Genomic DNA, 17,750 nt, shown 5'->3' on the forward strand with positions numbered 1-17,750 from the left:
CAGCTCCGGACTTTTACGACCGATCCACGCGGATTCGGTCGAAAAAGTCCGGAGCTGATTGCGTTGCGCGGGTGGCGGGATCAGGCGCTGGGGCGCGCGACCAGGCGGTAGGGCGAACCCCAGACCGACTGGATCTTGACCACGTCGCCCTCGGTGGGAGCCGCGATCATCATGCCGCCGCCGATGTAGATGCCGACGTGGTAGAAGTCACCGGGCCCCGAGCCCCAGAAGATCAGGTCGCCGGCCTGCTTGGCGCCGTACGAGACCAGCTGGCCCCGGTTCGCCGCCGTGTAGTACTGGTTGTTCACCGAGTGGGAGCCGATGTAGAGGCCGGCGTAGCCGTAGGCCTTCATCGTGAGGCCGGAGCAGTCGTAGCCGGTCGGGCCCTCGCCGCCGAAGATGTACGGCTTGCCGAGCTGGGCGCGCGCGTACGAGATCGCGGTGTCGACGACGTTCCCGTTCGGAGCCGCCGGCGCCGACGGGGCGCTGCCGCCCCCTCCGCCGCCGCTCGGCGCGGAGCCGCCGCCGGAGTTCTGCTGCTGCTGTTGCTGCGCCTGCTGACGGCGCTGCTCCTCTTCGGCGGCCTTGCGCGCCGCCTCCTGCTGCTGCCGGATCTGCTCGCCCTGGAGGTACGCGGCCTCGGTCTGGGCGGAGGTGTTCTTGAGCGTGGCCAGCTGGGCGACGAGCTCTGTCGACTTCTGCTGCTGGGTCGCCAGCGCGGACTGCGCCGCGGCCTGCGCGGACTGAGCCGCGGCCAGGGCCTTGTCGGCCTCCGTCGCGAGCGACTCGCGCTCGGTCTTGGCCGCCTTCGCCTGGGCGGTGAGCGCATCCGCCGTGTTCTTGTCCTTCGTCGCCTGGTCGTAGACGGCCTTCGACTGCTCGGTCAGCTTGCTCATCGTGCCGAGCTGGAACAGCAGCTTGTCCGCCGCCGAGCCGGATCCGCCGCCCTTGAGCATCAGGTCGGTGGTGACATCTCCTCCGCCCGACTTGGCGAGGTGCGACGCGAGGAGTCCTGCGCGCATCTTCGACGTCTTGGCCTTGGCCGCGGCGTCGGTCGCCTGCTTCTGGAGGTCGTTCGCCTTCGCCGTCGCCGTGTCCAGCGCGTCCTTCGCCTGGAAGTAGGCCTCCGCCGCCTTCTCGGAGGCGATGCGAGCCGAGTCCACGCTCGACTGCAGGTTGCCGATGAGCGTCGTGATGTTGTCGATCATCGCCTGCTGGTTGGCGACGTTGCTCTTCGCCTGCTGGACGTCGTTCCACGACGGGTAGTCGACCGCCTGCGCGGGGGTGACGATGCCGATGGATGCCGTGACAGCGCCCATGACGCCCGCCCCGATGGCAAGCCCGGGGCGCACCCGGCCGGTCTTCTCGTTCGCGTCAGCCAAGGGGTGCCTGCCTGTCTCTCATGAAGGGGATTCCGTCGATCTTGGTCCCGTTGACGCGCACCTCGTAGTGGAGGTGGCAGCCGGTGGACGCACCGGTCGTGCCGACGCGCGCGATGGGCTGGCCTGCGCCGACGCTCTGGCCGATGCCCACGAGGATGCCGCCGTTGCGGATGTGGGCGTAGCCGGTCTCGATGCCGCCGCCGTTGTCGATGAGCACGAAGTTGCCGTAGGACCCACTGGGACCCGCGTAGATCACGGTGCCGTCGTGCGCGGCGTAGATGGGCGAGTTGCAGCCGGCGCCGATGTCGATGCCGAGGTGGTAGGTGCTGCCGACCCCGCCGGGCGACGGGCGGGCGCCGAACCCGTCGGTGATGGGGCCACCGGCCGGCACGGCCCAGCCCTGCGGGCCGACCGTTCCGCCGGGGAGCCCTGCCGAGGCGCGGGCCGCTGCCGCCGCTGCCGCTGCGGCGACGCCCGCCTCGTAGCCGGAGACCACCTTCGTGGTGGTGTCCTTCAGCGCGGCGAGCTGAGCCTGCATCACGACGATCTGCTTCTGCTGCTCGGCCAGCTTGTCCTGCGCCGCCTTGGCCGCGACGATCGCGGCCTGCATCGCCGCGTCGGCCGCGACCTTCAGCTTCTCGCGGGCGGCCTTGGCGTCGTCCGCCTTGAGCGCCAGCGCCTTCGCGGTGTTCTGGGCGGTCTTGGCGTCGGCGTAGACCTTGTTGGACTGCTCGACGAGCTTGGACATGCTGCCGAGGTCGGACAGCAGGCGTTCGGGGCTGGTCGACGTCGCGTTGTTCCCGCTCAGGAACAGGTTGGCGGACAGGTTGCGGCCACCGGTGCGGTACAGCTGGGCGGCGAGCTTGCCCGCCTGCGTGCTGGCGTCGTCCGCCTTCTTCTGGCTCGCGGCGGCCTGCGACTCGAGGTCGAGCGCCTTCATGGTCGCCGTGTCGAGGGCCTCCTGCGCGGCCTGCAGCTCCTCGCCGCGCTTGACGGCCTCCGCCTGCGTGTCGGAGACCTCCTGCTTCAGCTGGCCGATGAGGTCGTTGATGCGGGTCACCTGCGCTGAGGCGGCCGCTTCGTTCGCCTTGGCGTTCTGGACGTCCTGCCAGCTGGGGTAGTCGGCATAGGCGGGCGCCGCAACCGAGCCCACGGCGGTGACGACGGCGATGGCGAGGGCGGCCAGGGCACCACGGAGCAGCCGGCGGCGACCGCCTGCCGGCGCGATCGGGAGGACCGTCCTGCTGGTTCTCTGGCGTCTCATGGTGTTCTCGACCCGCTCACTTCTGAATCCACATTCGTCACACACGTCACATCAGTCACCCTGTCAACAGGCGCAACTCTACCAAGGAGGGTCCGGGACACCCAGCGTCGGGCGGCCGGAATCGGTCGAAGGTGGCGTGCCGGCGCACGGGCGGCCGGGGGACCGCCTGGGCCGCAGACTATGGCGAGGACCCGCGCTGACCGGGTATTCAGCAGGGGCGTTGCGAGAAGCGAGACATCCTCGATGCAACCGACCCGCCCGGGATCCGAGGCCGATTCGCATTCTCGCGCGCACTTCCGTATGCTTATGCGTCGGTGGTCATCGGAAAGCGAAAGCGATTCGGGACGATCCGGCCCCATCGTTTAGCGGCCTAGGACGCCGCCCTTTCACGGCGGTAGCACGGGTTCGAATCCCGTTGGGGTCACGTCCAACGGACGCCACTACAATTCAAAAAGCACCACAATAAGGCCCTGTAGCGCAGTTGGTTAGCGTGCCGCCCTGTCACGGCGGAGGTCGCGGGTTCAAGTCCCGTCAGGGTCGCCACGGCGACAAGCCCTTCCATCCGGAAGGGCTTCCGTCTATGGCCGCTGCTCGCAGCGGCCCGCCGCCTCGGCGGCACGGCTCTGTAGCTCAGTTGGTAGAGCGTTCGACTGAAAATCGAAAGGTCACCGGATCGATGCCGGTCGGAGCCACCAAGAAAACCCCCGGTTCACTCAGGAATCCGGGGGTTTGTTCTTGATCGGGCGACACCGCCGGAGCAGCGTTGAGGACGTTCGACCACAACTGATTCCGCCGCCTCGGCATCGAGTGCCACGGACGGGAATGGGCGGCGGGCGACCATTCCGCGCGACCGCGGGTCGCTGATCGCCGCCAGCCGACTGCGCCGATTCCGACAGCATGGTTGGTCGCTCAGTACAGGGCGGCGACGTCCGACGACGACATGGCGAGCATTGCGCCTCCCTCGGCGACACGCTCATCATCACGCCAGAGGCCGCGCTCGGAAAGCACGACGAGCCGGCGACGCTCGGGGAGTTGCAGCCAATCGCGATGGTCCTCGACCAAGGCGATCTGCCCCTTGCCATACCAACGGGCCAGCGCGCGTAACAGGTACCCCTCCCCCGCCGTGCTCGGTCGCAACTGGACAAGGGCCACAGTATTGCCTGCGCGCAAAGCCGCAACGCAATGCCGGCGCAGCAGAGATTCAGGGATGTTCGGCCCCACCACCAGAATCACTGAACCGGTCCCCGCCCTGCGCCTCCTGCTCGCCTGTCGGGCGCCCTCCTCGCGCAACACGATGCCCCCCTTCCTCGTCCACGGACATGTCGATCACGGAAACCCTGCGTCTCGTGCACGCCCGGCGCCGAGGGCCGGAAGTCCCGCAACTCTCTCAGGTGACGAAGGGACTTTCTGCTCTTCGATTCAGGCCGAGGATCCACGAGCCTGCCGGGGAACGCATCAGCGGCGAACCGACAGAGGAGGCAGCGTGGTCGACACCGACACGGTGCTACAAGAGCCCGTGACACTGGTGCTGGAAGAGGGCATACCGGCCCGGCTGGACTGGCACGATGTCCGTTACTACCCCGACCGACCGCCACTTCCCCGCGGGAGGATGCTGTTCACCCGTGACAACGACGACCCCCTCCCGACATTCGTCACCGGATGGCAGCTGACGGCCAGTTCCATCGAGGGCGACTCCCACGTGTTCGTGGTCATCAGCGGAAATGGGGGCAGATGGTGGTTGACCGACCTCGACCCCGACGAGGCCGGCACCTCAGCGGGACCCGCCTGAACTCTCACGTTCCTTCCCGAGTATCGCGGGACCAAGGACCCTGCTGCGCCGTTGCTCGCCCGTCTTGGCTCGCGGCAAGTCATGCAGAGCAATGCAGGCGAGACGACCGGGTCATGCCGGTGCTGGACGCGCTTCCGCACGGCGAGAGGGGGAGTTCATGCTTCACGAAGTCAGAAGTTTCGTGCGCTCAGAGCATCGTTACACGCTCTACGAGGGTGGGTCGTGGGTGTTGTTCGAAGACCACGACGAGTACGCCGAGGAGATCGGCACGATCTCACGATCGAACGGCATGTACGCGACGCAGTCCCGCTCCCACCCGCAACTTCGGGTGACATGCCCCACATTGGACCAGGCCGTGGAGACCGTGGTCACCATTCACGAAACGGGAGGAAAGCCGTGACGCACCATGCGTTGTGGCGCAGGAACCATGGCATGAATAGCGGGTCGAAGCGCGCGAACCGCGGTGGTCCAAGGGGGGTCATGCCCGCTTCCGCCACGGTGCAGGGAGGGTATCGCCCCACCTCGAACCCGGCGTACCTCCGCAGAACCTCGTACGGCTGTTGTTCCGTCACCGCCTCTGCGGCGATACGCACGCCCGCGCATCCAGAACCGGATGTCATGTGCGGACGGCTCCGGCACAGCGAGGCGCGGTGACGGCGCGGGGGCTCATGGGCCCTTGGGCCCTGTCCTCGTCCGCCCTTCCGACGTTCTCGTTAATCCATGACCATAGAGAGCGGCACCGGCGTGTCGCGCACCATCCGCAAGGATCTCGTCGGCCTTCGCGTGGTCCCCAACCTTCTCGACTATGAAGCCGCCTATGACTCATTCGATTGGGACAACGAGCGCCGCCGGCTGTCGGGGTTACCCGGCGGCGGCCTCAACATCGCTTACGAAGCCGTCGACCGCCATGCCGCCGGTCCCAAGGGGGCGAGGGACGCACTCAGATTCATCCGCGGCGACGGAACGGTCGAGACGACCAGCTTCGCTCAGCTGGCCGAACGCACGAACCGATTCGCGAGCGTCCTCCGGGCGCTCGGCATCCAGCGCGGGGATCGCGTCTTCTCGCTTCTCGGTCGCAGGCCCGAGCTGTATACGGCAGCCCTCGGTACGTTGAAGAACGGAAGCGTGTTCTGCCCCCTGTTCTCGGCATTCGGCCCGGAGCCGATCAAGCAGCGTTTGACGCTCGGGACTGGACGCGTTCTCGTGACCACGCTCGCGGCCTACCGCAAGAAGGTAGCTGCGCTGCGGGCGTCGCTTCCGGCCCTCACCCACATTCTGATCGTCGACGGCAACGGTGCCGATCTACCGGACGGTACCCTCGGGCTGCCTGCCCTGATGCTGGGTGCGGACTCCGGCGTCCGGCCGGTCCGGACCGAACCGGAGGACATGGCCCTCCTCCATTTCACAAGTGGCACGACCGGGCGGCCGAAGGGGGCAGTCCACGTGCACGAAGCCGTCGTGGCTCACTCCGCGACAGGCCGGCTCGCGCTCGATCTGCACCCGGATGACATCTACTGGTGCACTGCGGACCCCGGATGGGTGACCGGCACGTCCTATGGGATCATCGCGCCTCTCGTTCAGGGGGTGACCACAATCGTCGACGAGGAGGAGCTCGACGCCGACCGCTGGTACCGCATTCTCGAGGAGCAGCGCGTCACGGTCTGGTACACCGCGCCCACCGCGCTTCGCATGCTCATGAGGGCAGGGACCGACCCGATCTCCCGTCACGACCTGTCCGCCCTGCGGTTCGTCGCAAGCGTCGGTGAGCCGCTGAACCCGGAGGTCGTGCTCTGGGGCGTCGACGCGCTCGGGCTCCCAGTCCACGACAACTGGTGGCAGACCGAGACAGGGGGCATCATGATCGCGAACCTGCTCGCGTCCGACATCCGGCCCGGTTCGATGGGAAGGCCGCTTCCCGGGATCGTCGCGGCGGTGGGTCGACGCGACGAGACAGGACAGCCCGTCGTCGAAGATGGAGAGCTCCAGCTGCTCACGGAGCCGGGGGCGGTGGGCGAGCTGGCGCTCCGTCCGGGTTGGCCATCGATGTTTCGCGGGTACCTCGGCGACGAGGCCCGCTACCGAGCGGCTTTCGCCGGGGGCTGGTACCTCACGGGCGACCTGGTCAGCCGGGACGCCGACGGCTACTTCTGGTTCGTGGGACGGGGAGACGACGTCATCAAATCCTCGGGGCACCTCATCGGCCCGTTCGAGGTGGAGAGCTCTCTCATGGAGCACCCCGCCGTCGCAGAGGCGGCCGCCATCGGGATCCCCGACCCGGTGGCCGGCGAGATCGTCAAGGCGTTCGTCGAGCTCAAGCCGGGGTGGTCGACGTCTGAGGCTCTCCGGCTCGACCTCATCGGTTTCGCCCGCAAACGGCTCGGAGCCGCGGTCGCGCCGCGGGTCATCGAATTCGTGGACGCCCTCCCCCGCACGCGCAGCGGCAAGATCCTTCGGCGGCTACTGAAAGCCCGAGAGCTCGGACTGCCCGAAGGGGACACTTCCACAGTGGAGACGCCGCGATGAGCACCTCCCCCTCCGCCGACCTGCTGAAGCAGATGCTGCGGATCCGGCGCCTCGAAGAGCGCTGCGTCGAGCTCTACAGCGCGGCCAAGATCCGCGGTTTCATGCACGTCTACATCGGGGAGGAGGCCGTCGCAGCAGGCGTCATGTCGACTCTGCGGCCGGACGATGCCGTCGTCGCCACCTATCGCGAACACGGCCATGCCCTGCTCAAGGGCGTCTCTGCCCGCGCCATCCTCGCCGAGATGTACGGCGATGTCGAAGGCTGCTGCCTCGGGCGGGGAGGGTCCATGCACTTGTTCGACAGGCAGACCCGCTTCTACGGCGGGAACGCCATCGTCGCAGGCGGCCTGCCTCTCGCCGTCGGTCTCGCCCTCGCCGAGAAGATGTCCGGTGGGAACCGGGTGACCGTTTGCTTCTTCGGAGAGGGCGCGGTGGCCGAAGGCGAGTTCCACGAGGCCCTCAACCTCGCCGCGCTCTGGCAGCTTCCCGTGCTCTTCTGCTGCGAGAACAACCTCTACGCCATGGGTACCGCGCTGAACAGGTCCGAGTCGCAGACCGACATCGCACTCAAGGCCGCCGCCTACGAGATCCCGGCGTGGGCGGCGGACGGGATGGACGTCGAGGCGGTCGCGTCCGCCGCCTCCCGCGCCGTGGACGCCGTGCGATCCGGCGGCGGGCCGCACTTCCTGGAGCTGCGCACGTACCGCTTCCGCGCCCACTCGATGTACGACCCGGAGCGCTACCGGGACAAGTCCGAGGTGGAGGGCTGGAAGGAGCGCGACCCGATCGCTTCGCTGCGGTCCGCTCTCCTCGCACGCGGAGAGCTGCCCGACGACGACTGGTCTGCCATCGAGAAGTCGGTCGGCGATGAGATCGACGACGCCGTCGCGTTCGCCCAGGCCGGGCACCCGGAACCGGTGGAGGAGCTCGAGCGATTCGTCTACAGCGAGGCGCTCCCATGAAGACGACATATCGGGAGGCGATGCGGGCAGCGATCCGGGACGCCCTCCAGCGCGACGACAGGGTCTTCCTCATGGGAGAGGATGTCGGCCGTTACGGCGGCTGCTTCGCGGTGAGCCTCGGGCTGCTGGAGGAGTTCGGCCCCGAGCGCATCCGGGACACGCCGCTGTCCGAGTCCGGCTTCGTCGGCGCCGGGATCGGAGCCGCGCTCGGCGGCATGAGGCCCATCGTCGAGATCATGACCGTCAACTTCAGCCTGCTCGCCCTCGACCAGATCCTGAACAACGCCGCCACCCTGCACCACATGTCGGGCGGACAGTTCGGAGTGCCTCTCGTCATCCGGATGACCACCGGAGCGGGCCGGCAGCTCGCCGCGCAGCACTCCCACAGCCTCGAGGGCTGGTACGCGCACATCCCCGGGCTCCGAATCCTCACCCCGGCCGTGCTCGCCGATGCTCGCGGGATGCTCTGGACGGCCCTCCAAGACCCTGACCCGGTGCTCATCTTCGAGCACGGCTCCCTCTACTCCTCCGCCGGCGACCTGCCGGATGACGCGGGGGCCGTCGACATCGAGCACGCAGCGGTCCGCCGACCAGGGACGGACGTGACGCTCATCACCTACGGGGGCACGCTTCCACTCACTCTCGAAGCCGCGGACACCCTGTCTGCCGACGGCATCGAGGCCGAGGTGATCGACCTGCGCGTCCTCCGGCCCGTGGACGACGAGACCGTCCTGGCGAGCGCATCCAAGACCCACAGGGCCGTGGTCATCGACGAAGGCTGGCGAAGCGGCGGCCTCGCTGCGGAGGTGAGCGCCCGAATCACCGAGGCAGCCTTCTACGACCTCGACGCGCCGGTCGCGCGCGTCTGCAGCGCCGAAGTCCCGATCCCATATGCCGGACACCTCGAAGCGGCGGCCCTCCCTTCGGCGGAGCGCGTCGTCGCAGCGACCCGCCAGGTGGTCCGCCATGGGTGATTTCACGATGCCGGCGCTGGGCGCAGACATGGAAGAGGGCACACTCGTCGAATGGATGATCAAGCCGGGCGACGTCGTGCACAAGGGCCAGCTGGTCGCCGCGGTCGACACTGATAAGTCCGTGATCGACGTGGAGACGTTCGATGACGGCGTCGTCACCGAACTACTCGCCAAGGAGGGCGACCGTCTGCCCGTCGGTGCACTACTGGCGAGGATCGTGCCCACCCCCGCGACGAGAACGGAGTCACAGCCGACCGCAGCACCGCACCGCCGTGTGAGCCCACCCGTCCGGCAGTTCGCGCAGCGGGCCGGCATCGACCTGTCGGCCGTCCGGGGGACGGGAGTGAGCGGCGCCGTCACTCACGCGGACGTGGAGCGCGCCATCCGGGAAGAGCCTTCTGCTTCGGCGAGATCGGCACCGCCCGCCGCGAGCTCGGCCGCGTCCTCGCCACCGCCGGAACCCGCGGTCGCTTCGCGGAATCCGCGGTCCTCGCCACGGGCGCGCCGGCTCGCAGCAGACCACGGGATCGACCTGTCGACGATCGCGGGAACCGGTCCGGGAGGAGCGATCACCGAGGCCGACCTGCGCCGCGTCCTCGAGGGAAAGACTGCTGGGAAAGGCGCCGCATCGCCACGCGTACACCAGCCCGCGGCCCGGGAGCCGGGCGATGCCGCGGGTAAGCGCGCCGCCGGTCTGCGCCGCACCGTCGGCGCACTGATGACGCGGTCGAAGAAGACCATCCCGCACTACTACCTCACCAGTACCGTCGATCTGCGCGCCGCCATGGCCTGGCTGGAGTCCGCCAACTCGTCGAGGTCCGTCGGCTCCCGTATCGTCCCTGCCGTATTGCTTCTGCGCGCGACGAGCATCGCCGCCCACGAGATGCCGGAGATGAACGGATATTTCGAGGACGGACACTTCTCACCCTCATCGCACGTCAACGTGGGTGTCGTCGTGTCGCTTCGGACAGGAGGCATCATCGCCCCCGCGATCCTCGATGCGGACACGCTTCCGGTCGACGAACTGATGGGACGCTTCCGCGACGTGGTGGACCGCGCTCGGGCCGGAAGGCTCCAGCGCGCGGAGATGACCGAGGCGACGATCACAGTGACCAACCTCGGAGACCTCGGAGTGGACAGCGTGCTCGGCGTCATCTACCCGCCGCAGGTCGCGCTGGTCGGGTTCGGGCGGGTGAGCGAACAGCCATGGGCGCACGATGGCATGGTCGGGACGCGCCCGGCGGTGAACGCGACTCTCTCAGCAGACCATCGCGTCAGCGACGGCATGCGCGGCGCGCGCTTCCTCAGCCGGATCGCCGAGTTGCTTCAGGGCCCGGACGCACTGTGAGTCCGGGGCGGGTCTGACAGGAGGCGTCCATGAACATCGATCTAGCACGTACGGCCGTCGAGAACGCCTTCGCCGAGGTGGCACCCGATCTCGCCCGCGACGATCTCGGCGATACCGCTCGACTGCGTCAGGACCTGGAAATCGACTCGTTCGACTTCCTCAGGCTGGTCCAACTGATCGCGGACTCCACCGGCGTCGAGACCCCTGAGCAGGACTACCACCACCTCGACACGGTCGGCGGCTTCGTCGACTACGTCGCCGCGCACGCGAAGTGAAAGCCGCGGGCCCCGGTCTGCCCGGAGCCGGCGGCTGTCGACGGCAGAAGGCTCTGGCGAGCTCAATCCTTCGCTTTGACGGAGATCGGGATACGGGTGCGCCGTCCCGAACCGTCGAGCGGCACGGTGACCGTGAGCACGCCATTGCCCATGGAGGCCGTGGCCTTCTCCGGGTCGGCCTTCTCTGGAAGCGCGATCCGCCGGTAGAAGCTCCGGCTGGACTCGCGAACCACATAGTTCTTGCCGTGATCCTCTTTCTTCTCGTGCTTCTCGGCTCGGATGACCAGATCACCCGCATCGAGGTCGACCGAAATGTCCCCCTCCGCGAAGTCCGGAAGATGGACTTCAGCGATCATGGTGTCGTCGTCGGTCGTGTAGATGTCGGTGACCGGCATCGACACCCGCATCCGCGGTTCCCACTCATTCGAGAACATGTCACGTTCCAGTCGCGCCAAGCGAGCGAACGGGTCAAGACGGAGTAGTTCGTCGGTCATGGTCAGCATCCCTTCGTTTGCCCTGCGGTGGTCAAGGCTAGGTGGCGAAGAGACTGCGGGCGCGGGCCGAAGGTCCTCCGCTGATTCTCAGCCTCCGGGGAACGCGCCCAGTCGCGCACGGTGCTCTCGGTTGCCAAGAATGCCGATTCCCGCATGGAGCTCCGAACGGGTGCCGCTCGGCCCGCGTGACTTTCGGCCCGAGCACCCATTTCGTCGAATGCGCACAGTGTGTGCATGCAGCATGAATCGTCGTCAGACCGCGCGGGTGAGGCACCGCCCCACAGGGCCGCCGAGAGGGAGTCGCACGTCTCGTTGCGCTGTGGGCGGGTGCTTGCCGTTAGCGGAACCGCGCTGATCGGTGCTCCTCACGGAGCGCCTGAAGTTCGACGCCGTCGTCTTCGCCCACATGGTCGTGGGGGTGCTGCTGTGCTCGCGTCTGTTCACGTTGGGCAGTGGACGGGCCTGAGCGATTCGCGATCCTGAGGAGGAGAGTCATGTCCCATCCCGTCATTCACTTCGAGTTCGGGGCACCGGACGGCGGTGCGCTCGCAGATTTCTATGGCCGATTGTTCGGCTGGGAGGTCCGGCCGTCTGGCCCGGAGTACTGGCTCCTCTCACCGGGAGGAGGTGGGCTCGCCGGCGGTGTCCTGCAGACCAGCGGCGGGACGCCGCCCTACTTCACCGTCTACGTGTCCGTCGACGACCTCGAGGCGTCCATTGCGGACGCGGAAAAGCTCGGCGCTTCGCGCGTCGTCGAGGCGACGAGCGTGCCCGGCGTAGGGACGTTCGCAATGATCCGCGACCCCGCAGGGAACCTGATCGGGATGATGGTCCAGGACACAACGGCATCCGACCGTGGAGGCTCGCCGTCCTGACAGGGCAGGCGAGCATCAGTCCCTCGGCGCCACGTGCCGAGCCGCTCAGAGGGCGATCTGAACAGGCAACGGGTTGATGAGTTCCTACCCCTTCCCGGCGCGGAGCGAGGAGCTGTGACCGCCCATCACGAGGTCAGCCCGCGCCGCCGCCTGATCGCGATCAGCAGTGTTCCCGAGAGGATCAGCACCGCTCCGATCAGACCTGCTCCCCACCCGATGATGCTTCCCGTGGAGGGGAGGCCGCTCGGGTCCGCGGCCGAGGCGACGTCGTGGACGCTCGCGCTCGACGGGCCGGAGCCGACCCTGCCGCCTCCGGGCGAGCCGGCGGTCGCCGTGGCCGTGTTGGACAGGACGCTCCCGTCGAGGTCGGCGCTCACCACGGTGTAGACGGCCGTGCAGGTGAGCGACTGTCCGGGGACGAGTAAGCCCTTCGCGCAGGTCACGACCGGCTTCGGGCCGTGGCCGGTGAAGTCGCCCTCGACGATCGAGATGCCGGAGGCCGTGGTGTTGCCCGTGTTCGTGACGGTGAACGTGTACGGCACCTGCTGGCCCGCGGCCGTGATGCGCGTGACATCGGTCGTCTTCTGGAGAGCCAGGGCCGGCTTGGCCGGCTCGGGAACGCTCGCCGTCGACACCGGCGAGGTCGGCGGCGTGACTCCGCTCGGTCCGGTCCCGGTGGCGGTGGCGCTGTTGGTCACCGAGCCGGAGTCGATGTCCGCCTGCGTGACCGTGTAGGCGGTGGAGCACACGAGCTGTGCGCCGGGCGCCAGCGGTCCGGAGCTCGGGCATGCCGGTGCGGGGAGGGGTCCCGAGCCGCTGAAGGCTCCCTCCTGAACCCCGGCCCCGGTGATGGTCACGTTGCCGGTGTTCGTGATCACGAACGAGTAGGTGATCGTCTGGCCGGCCCGGAAGTCCGCGGGTGCGGCGGGCTGCGCCGACTTCACCAGGGTGAGCGCCGGGGCGCGGTCGATCGTCACGGTCGCGGTGGACGGGGAGGAGTCCACCGCCCCCGCGGAGGCGACGGCCGTGTTCGTCAGCGTGCCCGCGTCCACGTCGGCCTGGGTCACGTGGTAGGTGGCGGTGCAGGTGCGGTCGGCACCGGGAGCGAGTGGAGCGGCGCCGCAGTCGGGCGCCGCGAGCACTCCCGCCCCCGAGAACGCGGTCTCCGCGATGGCGATGCCGGAGAGGGTCGTGTTGCCGGTGTTCGTGACGTGGAACGTGTAGGTCACGGTGTCGCCGGCGGCATCCACGGTCCCCGGGGACACGGTCTTCTGCAGCGCGAGCGCCGGCGCCTGGGTGGCGGCGACGGCGACGGTCGACGGGTCGGACAGCACAGGAGCGCCGTCAGGACCCTGTCCGAGCGCGGTGGCCGTGTTGTCGATGCCGCCCCGGTCGAGGTCGGCCTGGGTCGCCGCATAGTCCGCCGTGCAGGTCGCGCTCTCGCCCGCCGCCAGATCGGTGGTCGGGCACAGGATGTCGCCGAGCGGGCCGCTGCCGCTGAAGGCGTCCTCGATCACACCGATGCCGGTGACCGTGACGTTGCCGGAGTTCGTGATGAGGAACGAGAACCCGATCGGGTCGCCGACCGCGTCGAAGGCCGCGGCGCCGGCCGACTTCACCAGGGTGAGGGCCGGAGCGGCGTTCGCGGTGACGGTCGCGGTCGAGAGGGCCGACGCCACATCGGTGTCGGCCGGGTCGCTGCCGACGGCGCGGGCCGTGTTGACGACCGATCCGGCGTCCATGTCGGCCGCCGTCACCGTGTAGGTGGCGGTGCAGTCGACCCGCTGGCCGGGAACGAGGACGCTCGCCGGGCAGGTGACCGCCGGTTGGCCTCCCGAGCCCGAGAACGCGGTCTCCTCCACGTGGACGCCGTGGATGGTCACGTTGCCGCTGTTGACGACCGCGAACGTGTAGGTGATGGCGTCGCCGGCGGCGTTCACGAAGCCGGTGTCCGCGGTCTTCGTCAGCGTGAGCCGCGCCAGCGGCGTCTGCGGCGTGGTCACCGTCGAGTCGCCCGAGACCACCGGACCGGAAGGAGCGGTGCCCGACGCGTGGGCGGTGTTGACCAAGGAGCCGGAGTCGACGTCCGCCTGGGTGAGCGTGTACGTCGCCGTGCAGGTGAACTGGCCCGCCGGAGCGAGCGAAGTGCCCGGGCAGTCGATCGCCGACAGTGCGCCGGAGCCCGTGAAGGACACCTCGTCGACCGTGATCCCGCTCACGGGCACGTTGCCGGTGTTCGAGACGACGTACGAGTAGGTGATGACCTGTCCGGCGTTGTACGCGGCCGCCTCAGAGGGGGTCGCCGACTTGACGACCGCGAGGCCCGCCAGTTGGTCGACGGTCACCGTGGCGCTGGAGCCGGAAGAGGTGACCGGGGCTCCGGAGGGGTCCAGCGCGGTCGCCGCCGCCGTGTTCGCGATCGAGCCCGCCGTGAGGTCGGACTGCGTGACGGGATAGCTCGCCGTGCACTCCACGGACTGGCCGGGGGCCAGCGCATCCGGGGGGCAGCTGATCGCCGACAGCGATCCGCTGCCGCCGAAGGACAGCTCGTCGATGCCGATGCCGTGCAGGGTGACGTTCCCCGTGTTCGTCACCCGGAAGGTGTAGTCCACGACGTCGCCGACGGCGTCCACCGTCCCCGGGCTCGCCGACTTCACCAGGGCGAGCGCGCCGGTCTGCTGGGCGGCGACCGTCACCACGCCACTGCTGTTGCTGAGTCCCGGACCCGTGGGCGGGTCGGCCGTCGCGGTCGCCTGGTCGGAGATCCCGCCGTGATCGAGGTCCGCCTGCGTCGTGAGGTAGGTCGCCGTGAATGTCGCGACCTGACCGGGCGCGAGGGAGGTCACGGCGCCGGAGCAGGGTGCCGCGGGCGCGGACAGGGAGGCGCAGCTCGCCGTGGGCGCGACGCTCGACGCCGCCGAGTCCACGAGCGCGTCGGCGACCCGGACGTTGCCCAGGGTCACGGCCGTGTTGTTCGTGACGGTGAAGGTGTAGACGATCGGCTGGCCGACCGCATCCACCGTCGACCGGTCGGCCGTCTTGGTGATCGCGGGCTGTGCGCTCTGCGCCTGCAGGCCGGTCAGGGACGACTCCGCGGCACCGAGGAGGGTGTCGCCGGCGGTGACATTCGTGCCGATGCTGTTCCAGGCGACGTTCCCCGCAGCGGACGGCGGCGTGCTGACCGTGTAGGTGGCCGTGAACCCGGCCGAGACGAGGACGTTGCCGGTGTACGTGAACCGCAGTGCCGTCGCCGCCGAGAGCGGTGACGGCGGCACGGCGGACCAGTCGTCGACACAGCCCGGGTCGGTGGCGAGCACCTCGGGACGGCAGGGGTTGGCGGCTTGCGAGTAGGCGACCGTGAGGCCGGCGGGCAGCGTCGCGATCGCCTCGAGCGTGACCGGGAACTGCGAGTTGCGCGGCGCCGTGGACGTCGCGCGGGTGTCGCCGACGCGGGGCAGCAGGTCGTACATGACGGGATTCGCCAGGGTCGACTGCCCGGTGTTGGTGAACGAGATCGTGTAGGAGGCGGTACCGCCCGCGGCACTCACGTGCCCGGTTCCCCCGGAGCCGATCGGCGCCGGGTCCAGGTTGCCCTGCACCTGCTTGTCGACGCTGAAGCCCGGATTGGTCGCGGTGACCTTGAGCGGCGCTGACGCCCCGCAGTAGTTGCCCGCGATCGGGGAGCCGTTCGTGTTCAGCGCGGGGTCGCCGGCGGGCGCGACCGGCGGCGTCTGATTGACGCCCGAGACGGCGCAGCCGGGGATCACGGCGCCGTAGCCGACGGTCATCGCGTTCTGGAACGTCCCGGCGCAGCCCGCGCCGAGGTTCACGTCGAACCCGGTCATCCCGAGCGTGTAGAAGCCCGGTACCGTCGCGAGGCCCGCTGGGATCGTCCACTCGATCAGGGTGCGGCCCGTGCCGTTGTAGTCGGTGACCTGCCGTGTCGGCACGACGCCGGTGGCGGTGAACGTCTTGCCGTTCCCGCCGGTCAGGGTGAAGGAGAGCGCGGGGACGGCGATGGTGCCGACGCCCGCCGGGGCAAGGTAGTCCAGATAGATGGCCTTCGACGGGGCCTGGGTGATCTCCATCCCGCTGCCCGTCGGCTGCACGCGCTCCACGCAGCCTCCGCTGTACGCGGTGCTGAAGGTCGCGAAGGTCAGCGCGCCGTCGCCGTTGGCCGCCGGGTCGGCGACCAGGATGCTCGCCGACTGGCCCTGCGCCGTCTTGATCGCGGTGGAGGTGCCCGAGAGGTAGGCGTTCACCGAGGTGGTGTTGGTGAGGATGTGGCCGGGCACGGCCGCCGGTGAGGCGTAGCCGGTGACGTGGAACGTGATGACCGCGAAGGTGTTGGCACCCTCCTGCGTGAAGGGCGGGATGTCGATCTCCGACACGGCGGGCGAGGTCGGGAGCGTCCAGCCTGTCCCGGCGACATACGGCACGGTGCGGGTGGTGCCGTCGGCCATCAGCAGGGTGATGGCTTCGCGCCCGCCGCGGGCGCGAAGCCGCTGACCGTCACCACGCGGGGGATGTAGGCGGGGTTCGCGCAGGCGACGCCGGGAGCGTTGCTCAGGTACTTCGCCCCCGAGAGGTTGTCGATGCACGGCAGCGGATCCTTGAGGTCGTAGCTGAGGCCCGAGCCGGTCGTCGCCGGTTTGGTGTTGACCGTGAGGTCGTAGCTGGTGGTGCTCCCGCCGTCCCAGTCGCCGGGGAAGGTGTAGAGCGTCGGAGTGGTGCCGTCGAGCGCCGTGTACTGGCCCCGGTTGACCATCGTCTTGGGCGTGACGACCTTGTTCGTCGTCCAGTCGATGTCGATCACCGTGGCGCACGGCGACGCCGGCGTCGAGGTCGCGGTGGCCGCGAAGCCGTCGATGTAGGTGAAGCTCGCGCTCGCGGTGTGGCACACCTTCGCGCCGACTGCGTCCGGCACGCCGTTGGTGGACGCGGTGCCCTGCACGGTGAACACGATGCGGTTGTTCGCCGGGTTCAGGCCCTCCGACCCGTTGCCCGCGTACGTGATCGTCCCTCCGGAGCTGCCCACGGCCGGGACGGTGAGAACACCGGGAAGGGAGGCAGGGGCGGTCAAGACACCGGAGAACGTGAAGTTCGCGGGCAGTGCGTCGGTGATGTTCAGCGCGGACAGGCCGAGGTCGCCGGCGGGGCTCGTCTGGCTGGAGCCGCAGCCGAAGCTGAAGCTGAGAGTCAGGGCGGCTCCGCTGAGGACGCTCGACGGGTTGACACCGGCGCCCATGCTGTCGTTGTGGCCTGCCGTGAGGGTGAGGACCGCCGGCGCGGGGGCGGTGACCGATCCGCCGCTGCTGGTGAAGGTCGGGGTGATCGTCGCCTTCGCCCCGTTGAGCGTGGTCTTGTTCGGTGCGCGGACGGTGAAGTTGCAGGAGTACGTGCCGGTCTGCACGGTCCCCAGCGCGAAGGCGACCTGCCCCGCGGTCTTCGTCAGAGCCGGGCAGGTGCCCGCCGACACCCACGACGAGAAGTCGGTGTTCGACCCGTTGCCGGTCACCGTGTTCGTCGGGATCGTGACGGCGGCGTTGAGGCAGTTGCCGGAGGTGCTGCACGAGTAGGTGAGTGTGTAGGTCGTCAGGACGTTGCTGGCGACGGTCGTCGTAGCCGGCGAGATCGAGATCGAGTCGACCGCGTAGGCGGGGGCCGCGACGGCCGTCCCTCCGATGATGAGGCCGAGAACGGCGACTCCGGCAGCGATCAGCCGGGCGGCGCGCGAGCGCGTGTGCATGTGACTCCCCTTCGCGGCCAGCACACAGCGCTGCCCTCGCTCGCACGCTATCGGCGGCGGCGCGGGCGGACGGCGTTTTTAACCCGCCGATCACCCCTCCCCCATCCGGGGGGGT

At 69.0% G+C, this 17,750-nt stretch carries 14 protein-coding genes and 3 tRNA genes; 11 read left to right on the forward strand and 6 right to left on the reverse strand.

From position 1 onward, the window contains the following. Nucleotides 1-80: 80 nt before the first annotated feature. Both HNO83_RS12895 and HNO83_RS12900 read right to left on the reverse strand, forming a co-directional pair. A complete protein-coding gene (locus tag HNO83_RS12895) occupies nt 81-1,382 on the reverse strand; it encodes a C40 family peptidase (protein WP_175337923.1) in 1,302 nt (433 codons plus the stop codon). Beyond that, nucleotides 1,375-2,646, reverse strand: coding sequence for a peptidoglycan DD-metalloendopeptidase family protein (locus HNO83_RS12900; RefSeq protein WP_175337924.1), 1,272 nt, complete (start codon nt 2,644-2,646; stop codon nt 1,375-1,377). The genes HNO83_RS12895 and HNO83_RS12900 overlap by 8 nt, the downstream gene beginning before the upstream one ends. Nucleotides 2,647-2,997: 351 nt before the next feature. Between HNO83_RS12900 and HNO83_RS12905 the strand changes: the two genes are divergently transcribed. From HNO83_RS12905 to HNO83_RS12915, 3 genes are all read left to right on the forward strand, one after another. After that, a tRNA-Glu gene (locus tag HNO83_RS12905) sits at nt 2,998-3,070 on the forward strand. A 42-nt stretch (nt 3,071-3,112) separates the two neighbouring features. After that, nucleotides 3,113-3,189 (forward strand) — tRNA-Asp (locus HNO83_RS12910). A gap of 76 nt (nt 3,190-3,265) precedes the next feature. Next, nucleotides 3,266-3,341: transfer RNA gene (locus tag HNO83_RS12915), tRNA-Phe, on the forward strand. 214 nt (nt 3,342-3,555) lie between these two features. Here the strand turns inward: HNO83_RS12915 and HNO83_RS12920 are convergent. Next, nucleotides 3,556-3,939 (reverse strand): hypothetical protein, encoded by a 384-nt coding sequence (locus HNO83_RS12920; RefSeq protein ID WP_175337925.1) that lies wholly within the window; start codon nt 3,937-3,939, stop codon nt 3,556-3,558. A gap of 190 nt (nt 3,940-4,129) precedes the next feature. Between HNO83_RS12920 and HNO83_RS12925 the strand changes: the two genes are divergently transcribed. From HNO83_RS12925 to HNO83_RS12955, 7 genes are all read left to right on the forward strand, one after another. Then, nucleotides 4,130-4,435, forward strand: coding sequence for a hypothetical protein (locus tag HNO83_RS12925; RefSeq protein WP_175337926.1), 306 nt, complete (start codon nt 4,130-4,132; stop codon nt 4,433-4,435). Between the two features lie 157 nt (nt 4,436-4,592). After that, on the forward strand, nt 4,593-4,835 hold the full coding sequence (locus HNO83_RS12930) for a hypothetical protein (protein ID WP_175337927.1): 243 nt from the start codon (nt 4,593-4,595) through the stop codon (nt 4,833-4,835). A 320-nt stretch (nt 4,836-5,155) separates the two neighbouring features. Further along, nucleotides 5,156-6,958: an acetate--CoA ligase gene (gene acsA, locus HNO83_RS12935; protein WP_175337928.1), complete on the forward strand. Its 1,803-nt coding sequence runs from the start codon at nt 5,156-5,158 to the stop codon at nt 6,956-6,958. Then, nucleotides 6,955-7,920 (forward strand): pyruvate dehydrogenase (acetyl-transferring) E1 component subunit alpha, encoded by a 966-nt coding sequence (pdhA, locus tag HNO83_RS12940; protein ID WP_175337929.1) that lies wholly within the window; start codon nt 6,955-6,957, stop codon nt 7,918-7,920. Before acsA ends, pdhA begins: the two co-directional genes overlap by 4 nt. Beyond that, nucleotides 7,917-8,894 (forward strand): alpha-ketoacid dehydrogenase subunit beta, encoded by a 978-nt coding sequence (locus HNO83_RS12945; RefSeq protein ID WP_175337930.1) that lies wholly within the window; start codon nt 7,917-7,919, stop codon nt 8,892-8,894. The genes pdhA and HNO83_RS12945 overlap by 4 nt, the downstream gene beginning before the upstream one ends. Further along, a complete protein-coding gene (locus HNO83_RS12950; protein ID WP_175337931.1) occupies nt 8,887-10,242 on the forward strand; it encodes a dihydrolipoamide acetyltransferase family protein in 1,356 nt (451 codons plus the stop codon). The genes HNO83_RS12945 and HNO83_RS12950 overlap by 8 nt, the downstream gene beginning before the upstream one ends. A gap of 29 nt (nt 10,243-10,271) precedes the next feature. Then, on the forward strand, nt 10,272-10,517 hold the full coding sequence (locus tag HNO83_RS12955; protein WP_175337932.1) for an acyl carrier protein: 246 nt from the start codon (nt 10,272-10,274) through the stop codon (nt 10,515-10,517). Between the two features lie 62 nt (nt 10,518-10,579). On the opposite strand, the gene HNO83_RS12960 is transcribed toward HNO83_RS12955, so the two are convergent. Further along, nucleotides 10,580-11,011: an Hsp20/alpha crystallin family protein gene (locus tag HNO83_RS12960; protein WP_175337933.1), complete on the reverse strand. Its 432-nt coding sequence runs from the start codon at nt 11,009-11,011 to the stop codon at nt 10,580-10,582. A gap of 494 nt (nt 11,012-11,505) precedes the next feature. On the opposite strand from HNO83_RS12960, the gene HNO83_RS12965 reads away from it, so the two are divergent. Beyond that, nucleotides 11,506-11,886, forward strand: coding sequence for a VOC family protein (locus tag HNO83_RS12965; protein WP_175337934.1), 381 nt, complete (start codon nt 11,506-11,508; stop codon nt 11,884-11,886). Nucleotides 11,887-12,011: 125 nt separating this feature from the next. Here the strand turns inward: HNO83_RS12965 and HNO83_RS12970 are convergent, their stop codons facing one another. Then, nucleotides 12,012-16,349 carry a CLIPPER-2 domain-containing protein gene (locus HNO83_RS12970; protein ID WP_175337935.1) on the reverse strand — a complete coding sequence of 1,446 codons (4,338 nt, stop codon included), beginning with the start codon at nt 16,347-16,349 and terminating at the stop codon, nt 12,012-12,014. Beyond that, complete coding sequence (locus tag HNO83_RS12975; protein WP_175337936.1) at nt 16,349-17,635, reverse strand: hypothetical protein; 1,287 nt, start codon at nt 17,633-17,635, stop codon at nt 16,349-16,351. Before HNO83_RS12975 ends, HNO83_RS12970 begins: the two co-directional genes overlap by 1 nt. Nucleotides 17,636-17,750: the final 115 nt, after the last annotated feature.

Origin of the sequence: Leifsonia sp. C5G2, assembly GCF_013359685.1 — a bacterium.
GTDB lineage: Bacteria > Actinomycetota > Actinomycetes > Actinomycetales > Microbacteriaceae > Leifsonia.

What these genes read in the sequence shown, in the direction of transcription:
- HNO83_RS12900 (WP_175337924.1), bottom strand. Translation starts at nt 2,646, where the DNA reads ATGAGACGCCAGAGAACCAGCAGGACGGTCCTCCCGATCGCGCCGGCA.
- HNO83_RS12930 (WP_175337927.1), top strand. Translation starts at nt 4,593, where the DNA reads ATGCTTCACGAAGTCAGAAGTTTCGTGCGCTCAGAGCATCGTTACACG.
- acsA (WP_175337928.1), top strand. Translation starts at nt 5,156, where the DNA reads ATGACCATAGAGAGCGGCACCGGCGTGTCGCGCACCATCCGCAAGGAT.
- pdhA (WP_175337929.1), top strand. Translation starts at nt 6,955, where the DNA reads ATGAGCACCTCCCCCTCCGCCGACCTGCTGAAGCAGATGCTGCGGATC.
- HNO83_RS12945 (WP_175337930.1), top strand. Translation starts at nt 7,917, where the DNA reads ATGAAGACGACATATCGGGAGGCGATGCGGGCAGCGATCCGGGACGCC.
- HNO83_RS12950 (WP_175337931.1), top strand. Translation starts at nt 8,887, where the DNA reads ATGGGTGATTTCACGATGCCGGCGCTGGGCGCAGACATGGAAGAGGGC.
- HNO83_RS12955 (WP_175337932.1), top strand. Translation starts at nt 10,272, where the DNA reads ATGAACATCGATCTAGCACGTACGGCCGTCGAGAACGCCTTCGCCGAG.
- HNO83_RS12960 (WP_175337933.1), bottom strand. Translation starts at nt 11,011, where the DNA reads ATGACCGACGAACTACTCCGTCTTGACCCGTTCGCTCGCTTGGCGCGA.
- HNO83_RS12965 (WP_175337934.1), top strand. Translation starts at nt 11,506, where the DNA reads ATGTCCCATCCCGTCATTCACTTCGAGTTCGGGGCACCGGACGGCGGT.
- HNO83_RS12970 (WP_175337935.1), bottom strand. Translation starts at nt 16,349, where the DNA reads ATGGCCGACGGCACCACCCGCACCGTGCCGTATGTCGCCGGGACAGGC.
- HNO83_RS12975 (WP_175337936.1), bottom strand. Translation starts at nt 17,635, where the DNA reads ATGCACACGCGCTCGCGCGCCGCCCGGCTGATCGCTGCCGGAGTCGCC.